This window comes from Acidovorax sp. GW823-FHT05D11 (assembly GCF_058795695.1).
This window is the reverse complement of sequence record NZ_CM179502.1, coordinates 2678111-2697122: the sequence shown is the minus strand read 5'-3', so window position 1 is coordinate 2697122 and position 19012 is coordinate 2678111. Positions and strand designations below refer to the sequence as shown.

The 19012-nt window shown below is 68.6% G+C and carries 16 protein-coding genes; 9 read left to right on the top strand and 7 right to left on the bottom strand.

What is annotated here, in order from left to right; all coding sequences use genetic code 11:
* Positions 1–128: 128 nt before the first annotated feature.
* From AC3RCE_RS12570 to AC3RCE_RS12555, 4 genes are all read left to right on the top strand, one after another.
* A complete protein-coding gene (locus tag AC3RCE_RS12570; protein ID WP_492255312.1) occupies positions 129–1841 on the top strand; it encodes a SulP family inorganic anion transporter in 1713 nt (570 codons plus the stop codon).
* 84 nt (positions 1842–1925) lie between these two features.
* Complete coding sequence (locus AC3RCE_RS12565) at positions 1926–2693, top strand: GGDEF domain-containing protein (protein WP_218295155.1); 768 nt, start codon at positions 1926–1928, stop codon at positions 2691–2693.
* A 10-nt stretch (positions 2694–2703) separates the two neighbouring features.
* A complete protein-coding gene (locus AC3RCE_RS12560; RefSeq protein WP_218295156.1) occupies positions 2704–3561 on the top strand; it encodes a MinD/ParA family protein in 858 nt (285 codons plus the stop codon).
* A 98-nt stretch (positions 3562–3659) separates the two neighbouring features.
* Positions 3660–4406, top strand: coding sequence for a sulfurtransferase (locus tag AC3RCE_RS12555; RefSeq protein WP_492255311.1), 747 nt, complete (start codon positions 3660–3662; stop codon positions 4404–4406).
* Positions 4407–4523: 117 nt separating this feature from the next.
* On the opposite strand, the gene AC3RCE_RS12550 is transcribed toward AC3RCE_RS12555, so the two are convergent.
* The 5 genes from AC3RCE_RS12550 to AC3RCE_RS12530 all read right to left on the bottom strand — a co-directional run bounded on the left by AC3RCE_RS12550 (position 4524) and on the right by AC3RCE_RS12530 (position 7724).
* Positions 4524–5414 (bottom strand): pirin family protein, encoded by an 891-nt coding sequence (locus AC3RCE_RS12550; RefSeq protein WP_492255310.1) that lies wholly within the window; start codon positions 5412–5414, stop codon positions 4524–4526.
* Positions 5411–5818: an OsmC family protein gene (locus tag AC3RCE_RS12545; RefSeq protein ID WP_369642375.1), complete on the bottom strand. Its 408-nt coding sequence runs from the start codon at positions 5816–5818 to the stop codon at positions 5411–5413. The genes AC3RCE_RS12550 and AC3RCE_RS12545 overlap by 4 nt, the downstream gene beginning before the upstream one ends.
* Positions 5819–5869: 51 nt before the next feature.
* The gene (locus AC3RCE_RS12540) at positions 5870–6424 is read right to left on the bottom strand and encodes a flavodoxin family protein (protein WP_218295160.1); all 555 of its coding nucleotides are present in this window, start codon (positions 6422–6424) and stop codon (positions 5870–5872) included.
* 138 nt (positions 6425–6562) lie between these two features.
* On the bottom strand, positions 6563–6976 hold the full coding sequence (locus AC3RCE_RS12535; protein WP_218295161.1) for a DoxX family protein: 414 nt from the start codon (positions 6974–6976) through the stop codon (positions 6563–6565).
* 46 nt (positions 6977–7022) lie between these two features.
* Positions 7023–7724, bottom strand: a complete 702-nt coding sequence (locus AC3RCE_RS12530) for a pirin family protein (RefSeq protein ID WP_218338685.1) — start codon at positions 7722–7724, stop codon at positions 7023–7025.
* A 105-nt stretch (positions 7725–7829) separates the two neighbouring features.
* Between AC3RCE_RS12530 and AC3RCE_RS12525 the strand changes: the two genes are divergently transcribed.
* From AC3RCE_RS12525 to AC3RCE_RS12505, 5 genes are all read left to right on the top strand, one after another.
* A complete protein-coding gene (locus AC3RCE_RS12525; RefSeq protein ID WP_218295163.1) occupies positions 7830–8768 on the top strand; it encodes a LysR family transcriptional regulator in 939 nt (312 codons plus the stop codon).
* Positions 8769–9030: 262 nt separating this feature from the next.
* Positions 9031–10035, top strand: a complete 1005-nt coding sequence (locus AC3RCE_RS12520) for an NAD(P)/FAD-dependent oxidoreductase (protein WP_492255381.1) — start codon at positions 9031–9033, stop codon at positions 10033–10035.
* Positions 10032–11009 carry a tRNA glutamyl-Q(34) synthetase GluQRS gene (gene gluQRS / locus AC3RCE_RS12515; protein WP_492255309.1) on the top strand — a complete coding sequence of 326 codons (978 nt, stop codon included), beginning with the start codon at positions 10032–10034 and terminating at the stop codon, positions 11007–11009. Before AC3RCE_RS12520 ends, gluQRS begins: the two co-directional genes overlap by 4 nt.
* Complete coding sequence (gene trmB / locus AC3RCE_RS12510; protein WP_492255308.1) at positions 11006–11773, top strand: tRNA (guanosine(46)-N7)-methyltransferase TrmB; 768 nt, start codon at positions 11006–11008, stop codon at positions 11771–11773. The genes gluQRS and trmB overlap by 4 nt, the downstream gene beginning before the upstream one ends.
* Positions 11774–11807: 34 nt before the next feature.
* Positions 11808–12860: a GGDEF domain-containing protein gene (locus AC3RCE_RS12505; RefSeq protein WP_218295166.1), complete on the top strand. Its 1053-nt coding sequence runs from the start codon at positions 11808–11810 to the stop codon at positions 12858–12860.
* A 93-nt stretch (positions 12861–12953) separates the two neighbouring features.
* Here the strand turns inward: AC3RCE_RS12505 and AC3RCE_RS12500 are convergent, their stop codons facing one another.
* Positions 12954–15932, bottom strand: a complete 2979-nt coding sequence (locus tag AC3RCE_RS12500) for an HD domain-containing phosphohydrolase (RefSeq protein ID WP_492255307.1) — start codon at positions 15930–15932, stop codon at positions 12954–12956.
* A 98-nt stretch (positions 15933–16030) separates the two neighbouring features.
* The gene (gene alaS / locus AC3RCE_RS12495) at positions 16031–18664 is read right to left on the bottom strand and encodes an alanine--tRNA ligase (RefSeq protein WP_492255306.1); all 2634 of its coding nucleotides are present in this window, start codon (positions 18662–18664) and stop codon (positions 16031–16033) included.
* Between the last annotated feature and the right edge of the window lie 348 nt (positions 18665–19012).

Here is a 19012-nt window from a genome sequence, read left to right as displayed (position 1 = left end):
ATGGGCTCGACTCTAGGCAACCTTGCGCTGGCCCCGGGTCGGACGCCACCGAAGCGCCTGTAGGACGGTGCCGCCAGGCGGCCGCGCAGATGCCAGGGCCACCTCAGGACAGGGGCGACAATGTATGCATGCGTGCTTTCCCCTCCTCGCTGACCCGCTGGCTTCCCTTTCTCTCCTGGCCCCGGCCCGACCGCGCCCTGCTCAAGGGGGAGTTCTGGGCCGGCATGACGGTGGGCCTGATGCTGGTGCCGCAGGGGGTCGCCTATGCGGCCCTGGCCGGCATGCCGCTCGTGACAGGCATTTATGCCTCGCTGATTCCCGCCCTGGTGGCGGTGCTGTTCAGTGCGTCCACCCGTCTGGGCGTGGGTCCCACGGCGCTCACCAGCCTGCTGATCGGCGCTTCGCTCACGGGCCTGGCCGAGCCGGGCAGCGCGCAATGGGTGGCCATGGCGGCATGGATCGCCCTGATGTCCGGACTGCTGCAGCTGGTGATGGGCATCGCGCGTTTTGGCTGGCTTCTGAACCTGGTGACATCCCCCGTGCTCAGTGGCTTCACGCAGGCGGCGGCCCTGTTGATCCTGGGCTCTCAGCTCGCGGCGCTCACGGGCCTGCGGTCGGACTGGAGCGCGCTGCTGTCCACGCCCTCGCCCGGCCTGTTTGACCTCGCCGCGGCCGCTTTTGGCCTGGGAAGCCTGGCATTGCTGACCCTGGCACGCCGCTGGCGGCCCAATTTCCCCGCCGCCATCGTCGTCGTGGGCGCTGCGGGCGCGCTGAGCTGGGCGCTGGGCTATGCGGACGCTGGTGGCGCCGTGGTGGGGGCGCTGCCTTCGGGGCTGCCCGCCCCCTACTGGCCCGGCGCCCTCCCCTGGTCGGGATTCGCCGCCCTGGTGATGCCGGTGCTGGTGGTCACGCTGGTGAGCTTTCTCGAAACCGCGTCCAGCGCCAAGGTGGAAAGCCAGCGCTCGGGCGAGCGCTGGAACGAAAACCAGGATCTGATTGGCCAGGGCCTGGCCAAGATCAGCAGCGGGCTGTGCGGCAGCTTTGCCACCAGCGCCTCGTTCTCGCGGTCGGCCATCAACCTGTACGCGGGCGCAAAAAGCGGCTGGGCCACCGTTTTTGCGATCGCGCTGGTGCTGGTGGTGCTGCTCTGGCTCACGCCGGCGCTCTACCACGTGCCGCAGTCGGTGCTCGCGGCCGTGGTGGTGACCGCGGTGACCAGCCTCATCAAGCCTGGCACGCTGCTGCGGCTGTGGCGGGTATCGCGGGTGGAGGCGGTGATCGGCGGCGTCACCTTCGCACTGACGCTCGCCACGGCACCCAGGATGTACTGGGGAGTGCTGGTGGGATTGCTGATGAACCTGAGCCACTTCCTGTACCAGCGGCTGCATCCCCGCATCATCGAGGTGGGCCTGCACCCTGACGGCAGTCTGCGCGACCGGCACTTGTGGCATCTTCCCGCGCTCGCCCCCCGGCTGCTGGCGCTGCGCATGGATGCGGAACTCGATTTCGCCTCCGCCAGCGCGCTGGAGCGCCGCGTCACCGAACACCTGGCGGCCCACCCGGAGGTGGTGCACCTGTGCCTGCTGGCCCAGCCCATCAACCGCATCGACGTGACGGGCGTGGAGACCTTCGCCCACCTGCTGGCCCTGCTGCGGTCCCGCGGCGGCACGCTGCACCTGAGCGGCCTCAAGCTGCCCGTGGAGCGGGTGCTGCGCCAGGCGGGCCTGCTGAACGCCGGCGCCGGCCTGGCGATGTACCGCACCGATGCCGACGCCTTGATGGCGCTGCAGCTGCTGCCACCCTCGCCATTGCCCCCTTCTACGGCCCCCGTCCAGGGATAGCTTCGCGGGTTTCACCTAGACACAGGGCTGGCCCTCTTTTTGCTGACGCACTGGTACACTTCATAAACTCTCTTTGCTCCATTTGTGTCTGACTCTGCGGCCTCTTACCTTGTAGATCTGCGCGACCTTCGCCTGGATACTGCACACGCGCTGGTGGCTCAGGCCAGCGGCAGCGAAGCTGCATTGCACCGCGAGGTGCCTTCGCGCTACCTGCAGGGCCTGATCGACGGCCTGTGCGAGCTGTCCCTCAAGGACCCGCTCACCGGCCTGGCCAATCGCCGGCATTTCCGGGCGGTGCTCGAGCGCGAAATCGACCGCGTCACGCGCTCCGGCGAGGCGGCGCTGCTGCTCATGCTCGATATCGACCACTTCAAGAAGGTGAACGACACGCATGGCCATCTGGCCGGCGACATCGTGCTGCAGTCGGTGGCCCGCACGCTCAATGCCTGTGTGCGCCCCATGGACACGCTGGCACGCTATGGCGGCGAAGAGTTCGCGGTGGTGCTGCCCGCATGCCAGGCAGGGTTTGGCCGCGTGGTGGCCGAGCGCATCCGGCGCGCAGTGGCCAACACGCCCATCCGGGTTTCCAGCACGGTGGAGCTCAACGTGTCGGTGAGCATAGGCGGCGCCTTCGCCATGCAGTGGATCCGTTCGACCACGCTGCTGTGGACGGACCGTGCCGACCACCAGCTCTACCAGGCCAAGGCCGAAGGCCGCAACCGCGTCAGCATCGAGGAGCAACCCGACAGCACGGTCAGTGCCGAAGAGAAAAGCCTGTTGTTCGGACCGCTCTACACCCCCTCGGGCTGGGGCGATCTGCCCCCGCTGGACCCAACAGGCAGCGCCTACTGAAAGTTAGAAGATGAGCGACGCGCTGTCCCCCTCCCCACCCACATCGCCAGCAGTTCCTGCCGGCCCGGCCACGCCCCACGCTCCCGCCCCCGGGGGCGCCCGCATCATTGCGGTCACGAGCGGCAAGGGCGGGGTGGGCAAGACCTTTGTTTCTGCCAACCTGGCCGCCGCCCTGACCCGCCGCGGCCAGCGTGTGCTGGTGCTCGATGCCGACCTGGGCCTGGCCAACCTCGACGTGGTGCTGAACCTGCACCCGAAAATCACGCTGCACGATGTCTTCACCGGCAAGGCCACGCTGGACGAAGCCGTGATCCAGGCGCCCGGCGGCTTCAACGTTCTGCTGGCGGGATCGGGGATGGTCGAGTATTCGCGCCTGACGCCCGAGGTGCGCAACCAGTTCCTGAGCGTGATCCAGGCGCTCACGCCCCAGTACGACGTGGTGCTGCTCGACACCGGCGCCGGGATCTCCGACGTGGTGCTGTTCTCCATTTCGCTCGCCTCCGAGGTGCTGATCGTGGCAACGCCCGAACCCACCTCGCTGACCGACGCCTATGCGGCCATCAAGGTGCTGGCCATGCAGCAAAAGCGCCAGCACGTGCGCATGGTCATCAACCAGGCCGCGCGCCCGGGCGATGGCCGTGCCATCACCAGCCAGCTGCAACAGGTGCTGGACCGCTTTGTGAGCACCGAGTCGGGCCGCCCCATGCGCCTCATCCACATGGGCGACATCCCGGCCGACCCTTCCGTGCGCGACGCCGTGATGCGCCGCCAGCTGCTGTTGCTGCAGACCCCGGGCTGCCCTGCGGCCCTGGCCATTGCCCAGCTGGCCAACAAGATCGAAACCACGCTGCTGACGCCCGCCCCCTGAGCAGCCCGCGGGCTGCTGCGGACCCCGGGCTGCACGGCGGCGGCCCGCGCGGAAGGCGAAGCGCAGCGGCCCCATTGCGCTGCCTTGCCGTGAATCCCATGGACAACATCCTCAATATCTCCTGCTACAAGTTCGTGCCCCTGCCCGACACGGCGGCGCTGCGCGACCTGCTGCAAGCGCGCGCCACCGCGGCGGACCTCAAGGGCACCATCCTGCTGGCAGGCGAAGGCATCAACTTCTTCCTGGCGGGGCCTGCGGACGCGGTGCGCGGGTTCGTGGATGCGCTGCGCACCGATGCGCGCTTCGCCGACCTCGACCCCAAGGAAAGCTGGTCGGCCACGGTGCCGTTTCGCAAGATGCTGGTGAAAGTCAAGCGCGAGATCATCCGCATGGACCATCCCGCCATCCAGCCCACGGAGGGCCGCGCGCCCTCCGTGGCCCCGGCCACGCTGCGCCGCTGGCTGGAGCAGGGACACGACGACGAGGGCCGCGAAGTGGTCACGCTCGACACGCGCAATGCCTTCGAGGTGGACCACGGCACCTTCGACAACGCGATTGACTGGCGCATCGGCAAGTTCACCGAATTCCCCCCCGCCCTGCGCGCGCACAAGGATGCGCTGCAGGACAAGACCGTGGTGAGCTTCTGCACGGGCGGCATCCGCTGCGAGAAGGCAGCCATCCTCATGCGCGAGGAAGGCCTCTCCCATGTCTATCAGCTCGAAGGCGGCATCCTCAAGTATTTCGAGTTGACCGATGGCGCCCACTACCGCGGTGGCTGCTTTGTGTTCGACGAACGCGCGGTGCTGGCCAGCGACCTATCGGCGGCCGAAGAATTAAAAAAGTGAGCAACCAGCGCTTTCTGGACAAGCGCTGGCACCTTGTTTGGCTTGAAAATTCAGCAAGCAGCCATGCGGGGCCACCGCCTCGCATGAACGGGCAGGGGCCTTCGCCAAGGTGGCTGCCTACTGGGTGAAGCGGCGCTCGGGCAGCGGTATCCACTCCACCTCGCCGGGCACCTGGCCCAGGGCCTGCGCATCCCAGTCGTCCGCCGCCTGCACGATGCGCTCCTTGCGGCTGGAGACGAAGTTCCACCACATGTGGCGCGGCGCATCGAGGGCATCGCCGCCGATCACCATGAGGCGCGCAGCGGCCTCGCCGGGCACGGACAGGCGCATGCCCGGGCCCGGCTCCACCACGGCGAGCAGTTGCGCACCCAGGGCTTCGCCATCGAGCTGCACGGGGTTGTCCACCGTGTACACCGCCATCTCCTGGGCCAGCGCCGGGATTTCCAGCGTGGCGCCCCCGGGCAGCTGCACGTCGAGATACAGCGTGGGGGAATAGGTCGCCACCGGGGAGGTCTGCCCAAACGCGGTGCCGATGAGCACGCGCACCGTCGCGTCCCCCACGCGCACCTCGGGGATGGTGGCCGCCGGCGTGTGCACGAACGACGGCTCCGCCTCCTCGTGCGCCGTGGGCAGGGCCGCCCACAGCTGGATGCCGTGGTTCACGTAGGCCGTGTCCGCCAGGCTTTCCGGGCGCCGCTCGGAATGCACGATGCCCCGGCCGGCCGTCATCCAGTTGATGGCGCCAGGCTCGATCTGCTGCACGTATCCCAGGCTGTCGCGGTGCATGATGGCGCCGGAAAACAGATAGGTCACGGTGGCCAGCCCGATGTGCGGATGGGGACGCACGTCGTGGCTGTCTCCCGGCACCACGGTCACGGGGCCGAAGTGGTCGAAGAACAGGAACGGCCCGACCGCCTGGCGCTGCACGGCGGGCAGCAGGCGGCGCACGGTGAAGCCGCCGCCCAGGTCCTTGGCGTGGCCCTTGAGTTGCAGGATCGGCCCGCTCATGGCATGCGCTCCGCCGAGGTGCTGATCTCCGTCGTCACGGTGGTCATGAGCTTGTGCACCGGGCATTTCTGCGCAACGGTTTCCAGCTCGCTGATCTGTGCGTCGGTCAGGTCGCCGCTGATCTGCAGCCGTGCCGAAAGGCGGTAGGTGCCGGCACGCTCGGCCGAGGCGTCGCGTTCGATCACGGTGTGCACGTCCTGCACGGGCAAGCCCTTGCGGCGCGCGTACCACAGCACGGTGAGCGCCTTGCAGGCGCCTAGCGCCGCGTCGTACAGGTCATGCGGGTTCGGGCCGCTGTCGGCGCCGCCCTCCTGCACGGTGCCGTCGGCCACGAATTCGTGGCCGCGGATGTGCACGGCCTGGGCCATCGGCGCACCGGGGATGCGCCGCAGTTCGATGGTCATGGGAGCTTCTCCTTTGTTCTCGTGCGGGCCACTGTAGCGTGAAGCGCGCGCTCAGCGGGCCCAGCGCAGGGCCGCGGCCGCCACGCGTTCGCCGAACTGGCGGCCGGTCGCCAGGTCGCCCGGGAACATCTCGGCGGCCGAGGCGTCCGATGGCGACTGCGCCATGGCGCCGCTGAAGGAGCCGATCCAGTTCACGTCCTGGCGCGTGGCGGCCTTGGAGTTGGCAGGCATCATGCCGTTGCCCACCCACAGGCCGCCATGCTGCATGGCCAGGTGGAACAGGTAGTCCAGCGTGACCTGCTTGTCGCCGTTGGTGCTGGCGCTGTTGGTGAAGCCGGCGAAGAGCTTGTCCTTCCACGCCTGGCTGAACCAGGGCTTGGACGAGGCATCGGCGAATTTCTTGAACTGCCAGCTCGGCCCCGCCATGTAGGTGGGCGAACCGAAAATGATGGCGCTGGCGCCGGCCAGCGTGTCCCAGCCTCCCTCGGGCAGGTTGCCGTCCGCATCGATCGCGACAAGCTCGGCGCCCGCGCCTTCGGCCACGGCCTGGGCCAGGCGCTGGGTGTGGCCGTAGCCCGAATGGTAAACAACGGCGATGTGTGCCATGAAGAAACTCCTGATGGGGAAGCAAGCAGTGAATGAAAACAGGTGGAGATCAGAAAAGCAGGCGCGGCGCAAGGGCGTGCATGGGCTGCGCTGCCCGCGCACGCCGCCACCGTAGCGGCCCGGCCCCGTCAGCGCAGTTCAGCGCGCACCGCGCCGGGCGTCCAGGCTCCAGCCGCCCGCGCCAAACGCGACGAGGGCCAACAGGCCGCCGCTGATGGCGACGTTCTTGAAGAACATGAGCTGCTGCATCATCTGCTTGTCGGCGGGCAGGCTCCAGTACGCGTGGAAGAAAAAGCTGGCCACCAGCGTGAAGAGCGCCAGCGCGAGGGCCGCAAAGCGCGTGCCAAGGCCGAAGATGAGCGCCAGGCTGCCCAGCACCTCGACGGCCGCGGCCACGGCGGCAGCGACGGTCGGCATGGGCAGCCCCACCGAACCGATGTAGCCCACGGTACCGGCAAAGCCGGTGATCTTGCCGATGCCCGCGGGCAGGAACAGGGCCGCCAGCAGCAGGCGGGACGCCAGGGCCAGGGGATTTTGCAGGGATGTGAACATGGTGAACTCCTGGAGAAGTGGTTGCGAAAAGAACGTCAGGTAACTATCAGGCGGCCAGATCAAACACCAGCACCTCGGCATCGTGGCCATGGGTCAACGACAAGGCGGTTTCGTTCTCGATCAGCGCGGCGTCGCCGCCCGACAGAGCATTTCCATTCACCGTGAGCCCGCCACGCACAAGGTGCACGTAGGCCTTGCGCGCCGGGTTCAGGGCCAGTGTGACGGCCTCGCCGGCATTGAGCAAGCCGGCGTACAGGGACGCGTCGGCGTGGATCGTGACCGAGCCGTGCGCGCCGTCGGGCGAGGCCACCAGGCACAGCGCGCCCCGCTTGCTCGCCTCGGCAAAGGTCTTTTGCTCATAGCTTGGCGGGATGCCGCGCACGTTCGGCTCGATCCATATCTGCAGGAAGTGCGTCGTCTGTCCCGGCGCATGGTTGAACTCGCTGTGCATCACGCCCGAACCCGCGCTCATGCGCTGCACGTCGCCCGGCGGAATGCCCAGGATGTTGCCCATGCTGTCCTTGTGGGCCAGTTCGCCCGACAGCACGTAGCTGATGATTTCCATGTCCCGGTGGCCGTGCGTGCCGAACCCCGTGCCCGGCGCAATGCGGTCTTCGTTGATGACACGCAGGTTGCCAAAGCCCATGTGGGCCGGATCGTAGTAGCCGGCGAACGAGAAGCTGTGGAACGAATGGAGCCACCCATGGTCGGCATGGCCCCGGTCTTGTGATTTGCGAACAGTCAGCATGGCGCGTGCTCCTTTCAAGCCCCTACTGTAGAACCCGGGTCCAGCACGCAGGGGCTGCCAGATTGATGGAACCGTTCAAATAATCTGAATTAACATGGCGCCACCATGCAAAATGCCCGTGATGTCCTGACCCCTGACGCATTGACCATGCTGCAGGTGATCGCCGAGGCGGGCAGTTTCGCCGCCGCCGCCCGGCAGCTGGGCCTGGTGCCCAGCGCCCTCACCTACCGAGTGCGCCAGATCGAGGACGCGCTGGATGTGCTGCTGTTCGACCGCAGCGCCCGGCAGGCCAAGCCCACCGAGGCGGGCGTCGAACTGCTGCGCGAAGGCGCGCGCCTGCTGCAGGACATCGATGCCGTGGCCCACCGGGTGCGCCGCGTGGCCACCGGCTGGGAGCCGCAGCTCACCATTTCGGTCGATGGCGCGATCTCGCCGCACACCATGCTGGAGCTGGTGGACGCGTTCTACGCCATGGCCCCACCCACCCGGCTGAAACTGCGCGACGGCATCATGACCGGTACCCTGGAGGCCCTGACCTCGGGCCGGGCCGACCTGGCCATCGGCGTGTCGGTTGCCGGCGCCAACGTGGCCGGCCTGCAGCAGGCGCCCCTGGGGGACCTGCTGTTCATCTACGTGGTGGCGCCGCACCACCCGCTGGCCTCCGCGCCCGAGCCCATCACCGACGCCATGCTGCTGCAGCACCGCGCCGTGGCGGTGGCCGATTCGGCCACGCGCGGCGGCGCCACCATGGGCCTGCTGGGCGGGCAGGACGTGCTCACCGTGGACACCATGCAGGCCAAGGTGCGCGTGCAGCTGCGCGGCCTGGGCGGCGGCTTCCTGCCCGAACCCATGGTGCGCCCATACCTCGAGGCCGGCAGGCTGGTGGCGCGCCGCGTGGCGCGCCCCGAACGCAACGTCCGCGTGCACTACGCCTGGGGCGGCCCGGGCTTCACGGCCCCCGGCCGCGCGCTGCAATGGTGGCTCCATCAGCTGCAAAGCCCCGCCACCCGCCGCGCTCTGCTGGAAAACCACCATCATTTCTGATCCGGCGCACACGCCCACGCGCCGCAGCGCGTGTAGAGTGGTTCCTGTTGCATGGCATTTGCGCTCACGCGCGCAGGGCCGTGTATTTCACCTGCCGACCGTCATCGAAAGGCCTTCCATGAGCAACCCCGTTCCACGCCCCGCCAAACGGCACCGACGCACCGCAGCCTCCGGGCCATCCGCCTCCGTGCCGGCCACGGACGCGGCGCCCACCACGTATTCGGGGGCCGCGCAGCGGCACTTCGCCATCATCGGCGCCGGCATGGCGGGCATTGCCTGCGCCCGCACGCTGGTGCAGGCAGGGCACCGCGTGACGGTGTTCGAGAAATCGGCGCAGGCCGGCGGCCGCACCGCCACCATCGACAGCCCGTTCGGCAACTTTGACGCGGGCGCGCAGTACTTCACCGTGCGCGATCCGCGCTTCGCGCGCGCCATCGACACCGTGCCCGGCATCTGCAAGCGCTGGAGCGCCAATTCCGTGCAGGTGCTCGACGCCACCGGCCGCGTGGCCGCCGCCGGCCTGCCCCATCGCGAGGCGCACTGGGTGGCCAGCCCGGGCATGCAGTCGCTGGTGGCCACCTGGGCCGAGCCGCTGCGCCAGGCAGGCCAGCTGGTCACCGGCACGCGCGTGGTCCGCATCGAACGCGACTCCGTGAATGCCCCCGGCTGGCAGCTTCGCACCGAAGGCCCGGGCGGCACCCAGCGCGTCTACGCGGGTTTTGACGCCGTGCTGCTCGCGCAGCCGTCGGTGCCCGCCCAGGCGCTCCTGGCCAGCTCGGCGCTGGACACGCCGCTCACCGAAGCGCTTTCCACCGTCGCCATCACTCCCTGCTGGACGCTCATGCTGGCCTACCCCCAGGCCGTGCGCCCCGGGCTCACCACGCTGGGCCCGCAATGGAACGCAGCGCGCAGCACCCACCACCGGATTGCCTGGCTGGCGCGCGAATCGTCCAAGCCCGGCCGCAACGTGATCGAGCGCTGGACGGTCCAGGCCAGCCCGGCCTGGTCCGCCGAGCACCTGGAAGACGACGAAGGCCGCGTGCAGGCCAAGCTCATCAAGGCGTTCGCCGAGGTCACCGGCATCCGGGCCGAACCCGCCCATGCCGACACACGCCGCTGGCGCTACGCGCAAACCACGCACCCGCTGGGCCGCAGCCACCTGTGGGACGCGGGCATGGGCCTGGGTGCCTGCGGCGACTGGTGCCTGGGCCACCGGGTGGAGGATGCCTTCGTGTCGGGCCTGGAGCTGGCACTCGCGGTGGCATGACGGCGGGCGTGGCCGCGGGGCCCCGCTACACCGGCCGGTTCGCGCCCTCTCCCACGGGCCCGCTGCACGCGGGCTCGCTGGTGGCCGCCCTGGCCAGCTGGCTCGACGCCCAGGCCCACCAGGGGCGCTGGCTGGTGCGCATCGAGGACGTGGACACGCCACGCTGCGTGGAAGGCGCCGGTGAGTTCATCCTGCGGCAGCTGGCCACCTGCGGCCTGGTGCCCGATGCGCCGCCGGTCTGGCAATCCACCCGCGGCGCGCTGTACCAGCGGGCGCTGGACCAGTTGATCGCGCAGCACCATGCCTACCCCTGCGCCTGCTCGCGCAAGGACATCGAAGAAGCCCAGGCGGCCCTGGGCCATGCGCGCGAGCGGCATGCGGCACTCCCCTACCCCGGCACCTGCCGCCACGGCCTGCACGGGCGCACCGGCCGCTCCTGGCGCTTCAATGCCACAGAGTTTCAGCCAGATCAGGCCCTGGCGCATACGGATCAAGCGCAGGCAGCTACATATTCGATAGCATCGGGCATCCTCGACTGGCAGGACCGCCGCCTGGGCACACAGCGGCAGGACGTTGCCCATGCCGTGGGCGACTTCGTGCTGCGCCGGGCCGACGGGCTCTGGGCCTACCAGCTCGCGGTCGTCGTGGACGATGCGGACCAGGGCATGACCCATGTCGTGCGCGGCGAGGACCTGGCCGACAACACGCCCCGGCAGATCCTGCTGCAGCAGGCCCTGGGCGTGCCCACGCCCCGCTACCTGCACACGCCGCTGGTGTGCGGCGAGAACGGCGAAAAGCTGTCCAAGCAGAACGGGGCCCGGGCGCTGGAGCTGGCCGCCCCCCTGCAGGCACTGGCCGGGGCCGCGCAGATGCTGGGCCTGCCGCCGCTGACAGATCCGAACACCCGTTGCATCTCGGATGCGCTGACCCTCTGGGTGGCAGCGTGGCGACGAAACTACAATGTCGCACCGTGACCGAACTGACCCACAACGCCTCCACCCCCGCCGCCGCGCCTGCCGCGCCCTCTGCGGCCTCCCCGACAACTGGTGGAGCACCCGCCGGCGTGAGCCATCCCAAGACCATCAAGAGCTTCGTGCGCCGCGCCGGCCGCACCACGACGGGCCAGGCCAAGGCCTTTGAAGACCTGGGGCCCCGCTTCATCCTGCCCTATGCGCCCGCGCCGCTGGATGCCCCCGCGGCCTTTGGCCGCACGGCCCCGCTGGTGCTGGAGATCGGGTTCGGCATGGGCGAGGCCACGGCCCATATCGCCGAGGTCCGCCCGGACGACAACTTCCTGTGCTGCGAAGTGCACGAACCCGGCGTGGGCGCCCTGCTCAAGCGCATCGGCGAGCAGGGGCTGACCAACATCCGCATCCTGCAGCACGATGCCGTGGAGGTGATCGACCACATGCTGCCCGAAGGCAGCCTGGATGGCGTGCACATCTTCTTCCCCGACCCCTGGCACAAGAAGAAACACAACAAGCGCCGCCTGATCCAGGCGCCCCTGGTGGCCAAGCTGGCCGCGCGGCTGAAGCCCGGCGGCTACCTGCATTGCGCCACGGACTGGCAGCCCTATGCCGAGCAGATGCTGCAGGTACTGGCCGCCGAGCCCCGGCTCCAGAACACCGCCACGGGCTTCGCCCCGCAACCCGGCTACCGGCCCCTCACCAAGTTCGAGAACCGCGGCCTGCGGCTGGGGCACGGTGTGTGGGATGTTGTGTTCGTGCGACGCCATTGACAACATGACCGCGCCGGCCCACCGTACACCACCCATGAAGCCCATTCTTCAGAACCTGGTTGAGATGACCGGCCACCGCGACCACCTGCGGCTGGAGGTGTCGGTGCTGTCCACGCTGCAAAAGCTCAGCGGCATCGTTGAAGTCAGGGCCCTGGAGCTGTTCACGCATGCCGGCGTGCCCCACGTGCGTCCACGCACCTGGGTGGAAGAGGGGCACTTGGTGTCCACCGACTCGGAAGCCGCCGCAGACCCCCGGCGGGAAACGCTGGACCAGTATCCCGCCCTGCGCGAATGCGTCGCGAGCCACGGCGACAGCGCGCTGGCCTCGCCGCGCAAGGGCCGCCATGTGCTCTGGCTGCCGGTGTGGATGCACGACAAGGTCAACACCTGCCTGGAAATCACGCACTCCCGCCCGTTCTCGGCGCACAAGCTCGAAGTGCTCAAGGGCGTGTTCCAGGTCTACCAGAACTACCAGAGCCTGCTCGACTACAGCGAACGCGACGCGCTCACGGGCCTGTTCAACCGCAAGACCTTCGACGAACAGTTCTCGCGCCACGCCGTGAGCGGGCTGGCCAGCAGCCGTTCGGGGCCCCTGACCGAATCGTTCCCGCCTGAAGAAGGCTCATTGCCCGGCGAACCGGTGCAGCAGTGGCTGGCGGTGGTGGACATCGACCATTTCAAGCTGGTGAACGACCGCTTCGGCCACCTGTATGGCGACGAGGTGCTGATCCTCATTGCCAACATCCTGCGCAGTTCGTTCCGCAGCCATGACCGCATCTTCCGTTTTGGCGGCGAAGAGTTCGTGGTGCTGCTGCGCTCCACCACATTGAGCACGGCCCACCGGGTCTTCAACCGCTTTCGTCTGGCGGTGCAGGAGTACCCTTTTCCCCAGGTGGGCCAGGTCACCGTGAGCCTGGGCTTCGTGAGCACGGCCCGGGGCTCGCCGGTGGAAATACTGGGCCAGGCCGACCAGGCGCTTTACTACGCCAAGGAACATGGCCGCAACCAGGTCTGCTTCTACGATGAACTGGTGGCCACCGGCCATCTGTCCGCCAAGGTCGCCAACGACGACGTCGAGCTGTTCTAGCAAGCGGCCGGCTGTCTCGCGCGGCGTTCCCCGGCGGCAGCCATCGCGCCGCAGCCGCTCGAAGGAGGCAGCGCCCGTACCCGGCGCGCGCCGTCAGTCCAGCGACGCCACGAGGGCCGGCACATCCACCGCATCGCGCTGCGCGGCAGGCAGGAAGCGCTCGGCGTAGTCCAGCCACACCCCGCTGAACAGGAAGAAGCGGAACACCTCGGCATCGATATGGCGGTCACGCACCATGTGGGCCATGATCCGGAGCGACTCGGACAAGGTCTTGGGGGCCTTATAGGGACGGTCCGCCGCCGTCAGCGCCTCGAAGATGTCGGCCAGCGTCATCACGCGGTCCGCCAGTGTCAGCTGCGCCGCCTTGAGGCGCCGCGGGTACCCGGTGCCATCGAGCTTTTCATGGTGCGAGCCCGCGATGGACGGCACACGCGCCAGGTGCGGCGGAAACGGCAGGCCGCTGAGCATGACGATGGTCTGCACGATATGGTCGTTGATCTTGAAGCGGTCTTCCGCGGTCAGGGTTCCGCGCCGTATCGACAGGTTGTGCAACTCGCCCAGATGCGCCTCCTGGGACGGCAGCGCCATGTCGAAGCCCCATTTGTTGGCCGGGTTGCCGGCCTCCACCGGCGGGCGCCGGGAACCCCAGGGCATGATGTGCTCGGCCCGGTCGGCCAGCAGGGGCTCGTTGGCGGGCAGGGGGCGCACCGGCACGTCCGCCAGGCGCCCCATCTCCGCCATCGACAGGCCCAGCCGGTCGTCGAAATGCCGCTGCCACACCTGGCGGGCAATCCCGGCGAGCCGCTGCACGTCCGCATCGGCCATGAATTCGCCCCCTACGTTGCATCGCGCCACGAAGGCGAACTCTTCCTGCAGCCGGTCGCGCCGCTGCAGCAGCTCGCGCTGCAGGCGCACCGGGTCCACGCCGGAGACATGCTGCTTCCAGTAGTCCAGCTCGGCATCGCGCCACAGCACCTCGAAGCGCATGCGCACCTCGTGGATGCGGTTGTACAGCGCCTCCAGCTTGGTGGCCTTGTCGATGATGTGCTCGGGGCTGGTGACCTTGCCGCAGTCGTGCAGCCAGGCGCCCAGACGGAACTCGTAGCGTTCGGCATCGGTCATCGCCACCTGCGCGAAAGGCCCCTCCTTCGCCTCGCACATGCGCTGCATGAGGGATTCGGCCAATTGCGGCACACGCTCGCAGTGGCCCCCCGTGTAGGGGCTTTTCGCATCGATGGCATCGGCCAGCAGGCGGATGACGGCGTCAAACAGCTTCTTTTGCCCCTCGATCAGGCCGCGCGTTTCAATCGCCACCGACAAGGTGCCGGACAGCTTCTCGACAAACGCCCGGAAATGGACATCCTCCTGCCGCGGGTCCGACAGGTAGCGCAGCACCAGCAGGCCCAGGGGTTGCCCATCGCGCGTGCGCAACTGCACGCGCAGCACGCGCTGGGGCATGGCGTCCCCATCGCCCTCCTCCTGGTCGCCGGGCTGCGGCTCGGCATGGTTGATGAAATGCACCATGGGCAGGTGCTCCGGGTACCGTGGCTGGTGCTCGGGGTCTTCGCAGTACCGCGCCGTGCGCAGCAGCCCCGCCCGCTGCTCCTCCACCAGGTACACCGCCCCGCCCGTGCAGCTGGTGGCACGCACCAGTTCGTAGAGCACGCTGGACAGCATGAGCTCCATGCGCGACTCGGCACTGATGTGGTGGGTGATGTGCAGAAACTCCTGGATGGTGTCCGACATGCGGTCCATCACCTGGCCCAGTTCGCGCACCTCGCGCACGGGCGACAGGCGGTGCGCTGGCCGCCGGAAATCGAACCGCGCCAGCGCCTGCGCCTGGGTGGCCAGCCCCGAAAGGCTGCGCCCCACGCGCCGCCCGGCCATCCATCCCACGGGCAGCATCAGCACGATGAGCCCCAGGGACAGCCATACCTGGCGCCACAGGTTCTGATTCACATCCGCCAGCAGTTCGGCGGTGGGGATCGCCATCAGGATGTGCAGCCCCTGCCAGCGCTGCGATTTCAGGGGCCGCACCGTGGCGAGCCACTCCTCGCCATCGGCCATGAAGCGGCGCGACGGCCCCTTCGCCGCCCCCCCGCCGCCCAGGGCCTGCAGGCTGGGCACACCCAGCTCCTTCAGCGTGCGCAGCTTGAGGCTGGTCTCCCCACCCTCGCGCAGCAGCACGCGCGACATGTCCGGATACGCCAGCACGCGCTGGGCCGGGTCCACCACGGCGATCTCGGTGCGGGGCATCAGCCGCAGGCTGCCAATCTCCCTCCCGAGGTCGGTGAGCGCCACGTCCAGGCCGATCACGGCGCGCCCGTCCTCGCTGGGCTGGCTCAGCGTGACCCCCACCTCCTGCGTGGTGAAGAACACATAGGGCGCGGTCAGTATCTGCGTGTTCTTGTCTGCCGCTTCGGCGTACCAGGGGCGCGAGCGGGGATCGTAGAGGTAGCCAGGGCGCACGGAGGATTCGAGCAGGCGCAGCTGCGCGTCGTAGTAGCTCCAGCGCCCCACCAGGCCTGCGGTGCCGCGCTCGCGGGCCATCGACTGGAGAAGGAACGCGGCCTGCGCCGGCGCGTCCAGCCGCGTGCGCAGCTGCGCATCGCGCAGCGGCCGCACCAGCAGGAACTGCCCGTCGGCATATCCGATGAAAACCGCCGACAGCAAGGGATTTTGCTCCAGCAGGCGCGCAAACACCGGCAGGCGGCGCAGCCGGGCCTGCAGGCTGGTCGCCGAGGCAATGGGATCGAACGCGAGCAGCCGGATCGTGGCATCGGCGGGGTCCACGATGTGGTGCACCCTTTCGCTGATCAGCTGGCTGATGTGCCGGGCGCTGTCGTCCGAGGCCGCGATGATCGCCTCCCGCGCGCTGGTACCCACCTGGTAGACCAGCACCACCGTGAGCAGCAGCATCGCGGACACCACCACCGAGGCGATCACCACCTCGAACGGAACGGTGATGCGCCGCCACCAGGGCAGTCCGTCAGCCCCCGGGGCTGAGGAGGGGCTGGAGCGGGCGCCATGGCCTGGCTCGGGCTCTGGCGGGCTTTCGCGCAGGGTGTCCATGCGCACCAATGTAGGGGGAAAGGCAGTGGCCCGTCATCCCCTATTTCGCCGCTCGGCGGTGGCCGCCCGGACCACCGCTCCGCAGGGCGTCCAGGTCCTCAGATTTTCTGGGCCACCCAGCCGGCCACCGAGGCGAGCGCCGCGGGCAGGCTGGAGGCATCGGTGCCGCCCGCCATGGCCATGTCGGGCTTGCCGCCGCCCTTGCCGCCCACTTGCTGGGCCACGAAGTTGACCAGCTCGCCCGCCTTCAGGCGGCCCACGCTGTCGGCCGTGACGCCGGCGGCGATCTGCACCTTGTCGCCATCGACGGCGGCCAGCACGATCGCGGCGGTCTTGAGCTTGTCCTTGAGCTTGTCCATGGTGTCGCGCAGGGTCTTGGCGTCGGCGCCGGGCAAGGCAGCGGCCAGTACCTTGAGGCCCTTCACATCGACGGCCTGGTTCACCAGCTCGTCGCCTTGGCTGGACGCCAGCTTGCCCTTGAGCGCCGCCACTTCCTTCTCCAGCGCGCGCGCGTTGTCGAGTGCCTGGGCGATCCGGCCATTGAGTTCGCTCACGGGGGCCTTCAGCGTACCGGCGGCCTGGCTCACGGTGTCTTCAAGCTGCTGCAGGTAGGCGAGCGCGTTGACGCCAGTCACGGCTTCGATACGGCGCACGCCCGCGGCCACGCCGCCTTCGGCGACCACCTTGAACAGGCCGATGTCGCCGGTGCGCTGCACGTGCGTGCCGCCGCACAGTTCGCGGCTGGTGCCGATGTCCAGCACGCGCACGGTTTCACCGTATTTCTCGCCGAACAGCATCACGGCACCGGTCTTCTGGGCCGACTCGATGTCCATCACGCGGGCCTGCGTGGGCTGGTTGGCCAGGATTTCCTCGTTCACGCGGCGCTCCACCTCGCGGATTTCCGCTGCCGTGACGGCGCCGTTGTGCGTGAAGTCGAAGCGGGTGCGGTCGGCATTGACCAGACTGCCCTTTTGCTGCACGTGGCCGCCCAGCACTTCGCGCAGGGCCTTGTGCATGATGTGCGTCACCGAGTGGTTGCGCACCGTGGCCGCACGCACGGCCGTGTTCACCTGGGCCTGCACGGTGTCGCCCACGTTCAGGGTGCCCTCTTCGAGCGTGCCGTGGTGGCCATACACGTCGGCCTTGATCTTGAGCGTGTCGCCCACCGCGAAGCGGGCCGAGCCACTGGTGATGACGCCTTCGTCGCCCACCTGGCCGCCGCTTTCGGCATAGAACGGGGTCGTGTCGAGCACCACCACGCCGTTTTGACCACTCTTCAGGGCGGCAGCGCTTGTCCCGTCCACGTAGATAGCTACGATCTTTGCAGTTTCCGCCAGGTGTTCGTAGCCGGTGAACTGGTTGGCCGCACCGGTGTACTCCAGCGCCTTGTCCATCTTGAACTTGCCAGCGGCGCGGGCCTGGGCCTTCTGTTTTTCCATGGCGACCTTGAAGCCGGCCTCGTCCACCTCGACGTCGCGCTCGCGGCACACGTCGTTGGTCAGGTCCAGCGGGAAGCCGTAGGTGTCGTGCAGCTTGAAGGCCACGTCGCCGGGCAGCACCTTGGCGCCACCGCCCAGGGCTGCGTCCAGAATCTCCATGCCATTGGCCAGGGTCTCGAAGAAACGCTCTTCCTCGGCCTTGAGCACGTCGGTGATGCGCTGCTCCTGCTCGCGCAGCTTGGGGTAGGCGTCGCCCATCAGGCGCACCAGCTCGCCCACCAGCTTGTGGAAAAACGGCGTCTTCTTGCCCAGCTTGTAGCCGTGGCGGATGGCGCGGCGCACGATGCGGCGCTGCACGTAGCCGCGGCCTTCGTTGCTGGGGATCACGCCGTCGCTCACCAGGAAAGCGGTGGCGCGGATGTGGTCGGCGATCACGCGCAGGCTCTTGTTGTTCAGGTCGGCCACGCCGGTCTCGCGGCCGGCGGCCTTGATCAGCGCGTCGAACAGGTCGATCTCGTAGTTGCTGTGCACGTGCTGCAGGATCGCGGCCAGGCGCTCCAGGCCCATGCCCGTGTCCACGCAGGGCGCGGGCAGCGGCGTGACCGAGCCGTCTTCGGCCATGTCGAACTGCATGAACACGTTGTTCCAGATCTCGATGAAACGGTCGCCGTCTTCATCGGGGCTGCCGGGGGGGCCGCCGGGAATGTGGTCGCCGTGGTCGTAGAAGATCTCGCTGCAGGGGCCGCAGGGGCCGGTGTCGGCCATCATCCAGAAGTTGTCGGACTTGTAGCGGCCGCCCTTGTTGTCGCCGATGCGGATCACGCGCTCTGGCGGCAGGCCGATTTCCTTGGTCCAGATGTCGTAGGCTTCGTCGTCCTCTTCGTACACGGTGGCCAGCAGGCGCTCGGGCGGCAGCTTGTACACGGTGGTGAGAAGTTCCCAGGCCCATTTCAGCGACTCGCGCTTGAAGTAGTCGCCAAAGCTCCAGTTGCCCAGCATCTCGAAGAAGGTGTGGTGGCGCGCGGTGTAGCCCACGTTCTCCAGGTCATTGTGCTTGCCGCCGGCGCGCAGGCAGGCCTGCACCGACACGGCGCGGTTGTAGGGGCGCTTGTCGGTGCCCAGGAACACGTCCTTGAACTGCACCATGCCGGAGTTGGTGAACATCAGCGTGGGGTCGTTGCCCGGCACCAGCGAGCTCGAGGCCACGATGGTGTGGCCCTTGGAGGCAAAGAAATCCAGGAAGGACTTGCGGATGTCGGCAACCGAGAACGAAGGCGTGGTGTTGTGGGTCATGTGCGAAAAGGGGCAACAGGCCTGGATCAGTGAGGGGCCTCGCGCACGCGGCGCGGCCACCCGGTTTATGGGGAGAACCACGGATTCTATCGAGACGGCGGCCTGAACCGGCCTCCGGCCCTGGAGGCCCCTTCATTCAATGCCGCCCGGGCACGGGCTGCCTGCCGATAGGTCGACCGGGCAACCGGGCAACCGGGTGCGGGGACACCTCGGCCAGGCCCGGGCCCTGGGCGCACCTGCGCCGGGCATTCACCCACCCCGCGCACTGCGCTGGGGCCGCCCGCGCCCCGCTGCGGGGCATGCCGACGCCCGGGACACCCGCTTTGGGACCATCCAAGCGCAAATCCG

Excerpts from the sequence above, each read along its gene's own strand:
- AC3RCE_RS12530 (WP_218338685.1), bottom strand. The coding sequence starts at position 7,724 with ATGCTGACTGTTCGCAAATCACAAGACCGGGGCCATGCCGACCATGGG.
- alaS (WP_492255306.1), bottom strand. The coding sequence starts at position 18,664 with ATGACCCACAACACCACGCCTTCGTTCTCGGTTGCCGACATCCGCAAG.
- AC3RCE_RS12560 (WP_218295156.1), top strand. The coding sequence starts at position 2,704 with ATGAGCGACGCGCTGTCCCCCTCCCCACCCACATCGCCAGCAGTTCCT.
- AC3RCE_RS12550 (WP_492255310.1), bottom strand. The coding sequence starts at position 5,414 with ATGAGCGGGCCGATCCTGCAACTCAAGGGCCACGCCAAGGACCTGGGC.
- AC3RCE_RS12505 (WP_218295166.1), top strand. The coding sequence starts at position 11,808 with ATGAAGCCCATTCTTCAGAACCTGGTTGAGATGACCGGCCACCGCGAC.
- AC3RCE_RS12520 (WP_492255381.1), top strand. The coding sequence starts at position 9,031 with ATGGCGGGCATTGCCTGCGCCCGCACGCTGGTGCAGGCAGGGCACCGC.
- AC3RCE_RS12555 (WP_492255311.1), top strand. The coding sequence starts at position 3,660 with ATGGACAACATCCTCAATATCTCCTGCTACAAGTTCGTGCCCCTGCCC.
- AC3RCE_RS12500 (WP_492255307.1), bottom strand. The coding sequence starts at position 15,932 with ATGGACACCCTGCGCGAAAGCCCGCCAGAGCCCGAGCCAGGCCATGGC.
- gluQRS (WP_492255309.1), top strand. The coding sequence starts at position 10,032 with ATGACGGCGGGCGTGGCCGCGGGGCCCCGCTACACCGGCCGGTTCGCG.
- AC3RCE_RS12540 (WP_218295160.1), bottom strand. The coding sequence starts at position 6,424 with ATGGCACACATCGCCGTTGTTTACCATTCGGGCTACGGCCACACCCAG.
- AC3RCE_RS12545 (WP_369642375.1), bottom strand. The coding sequence starts at position 5,818 with ATGACCATCGAACTGCGGCGCATCCCCGGTGCGCCGATGGCCCAGGCC.
- AC3RCE_RS12535 (WP_218295161.1), bottom strand. The coding sequence starts at position 6,976 with ATGTTCACATCCCTGCAAAATCCCCTGGCCCTGGCGTCCCGCCTGCTG.
- AC3RCE_RS12570 (WP_492255312.1), top strand. The coding sequence starts at position 129 with ATGCGTGCTTTCCCCTCCTCGCTGACCCGCTGGCTTCCCTTTCTCTCC.
- AC3RCE_RS12525 (WP_218295163.1), top strand. The coding sequence starts at position 7,830 with ATGCAAAATGCCCGTGATGTCCTGACCCCTGACGCATTGACCATGCTG.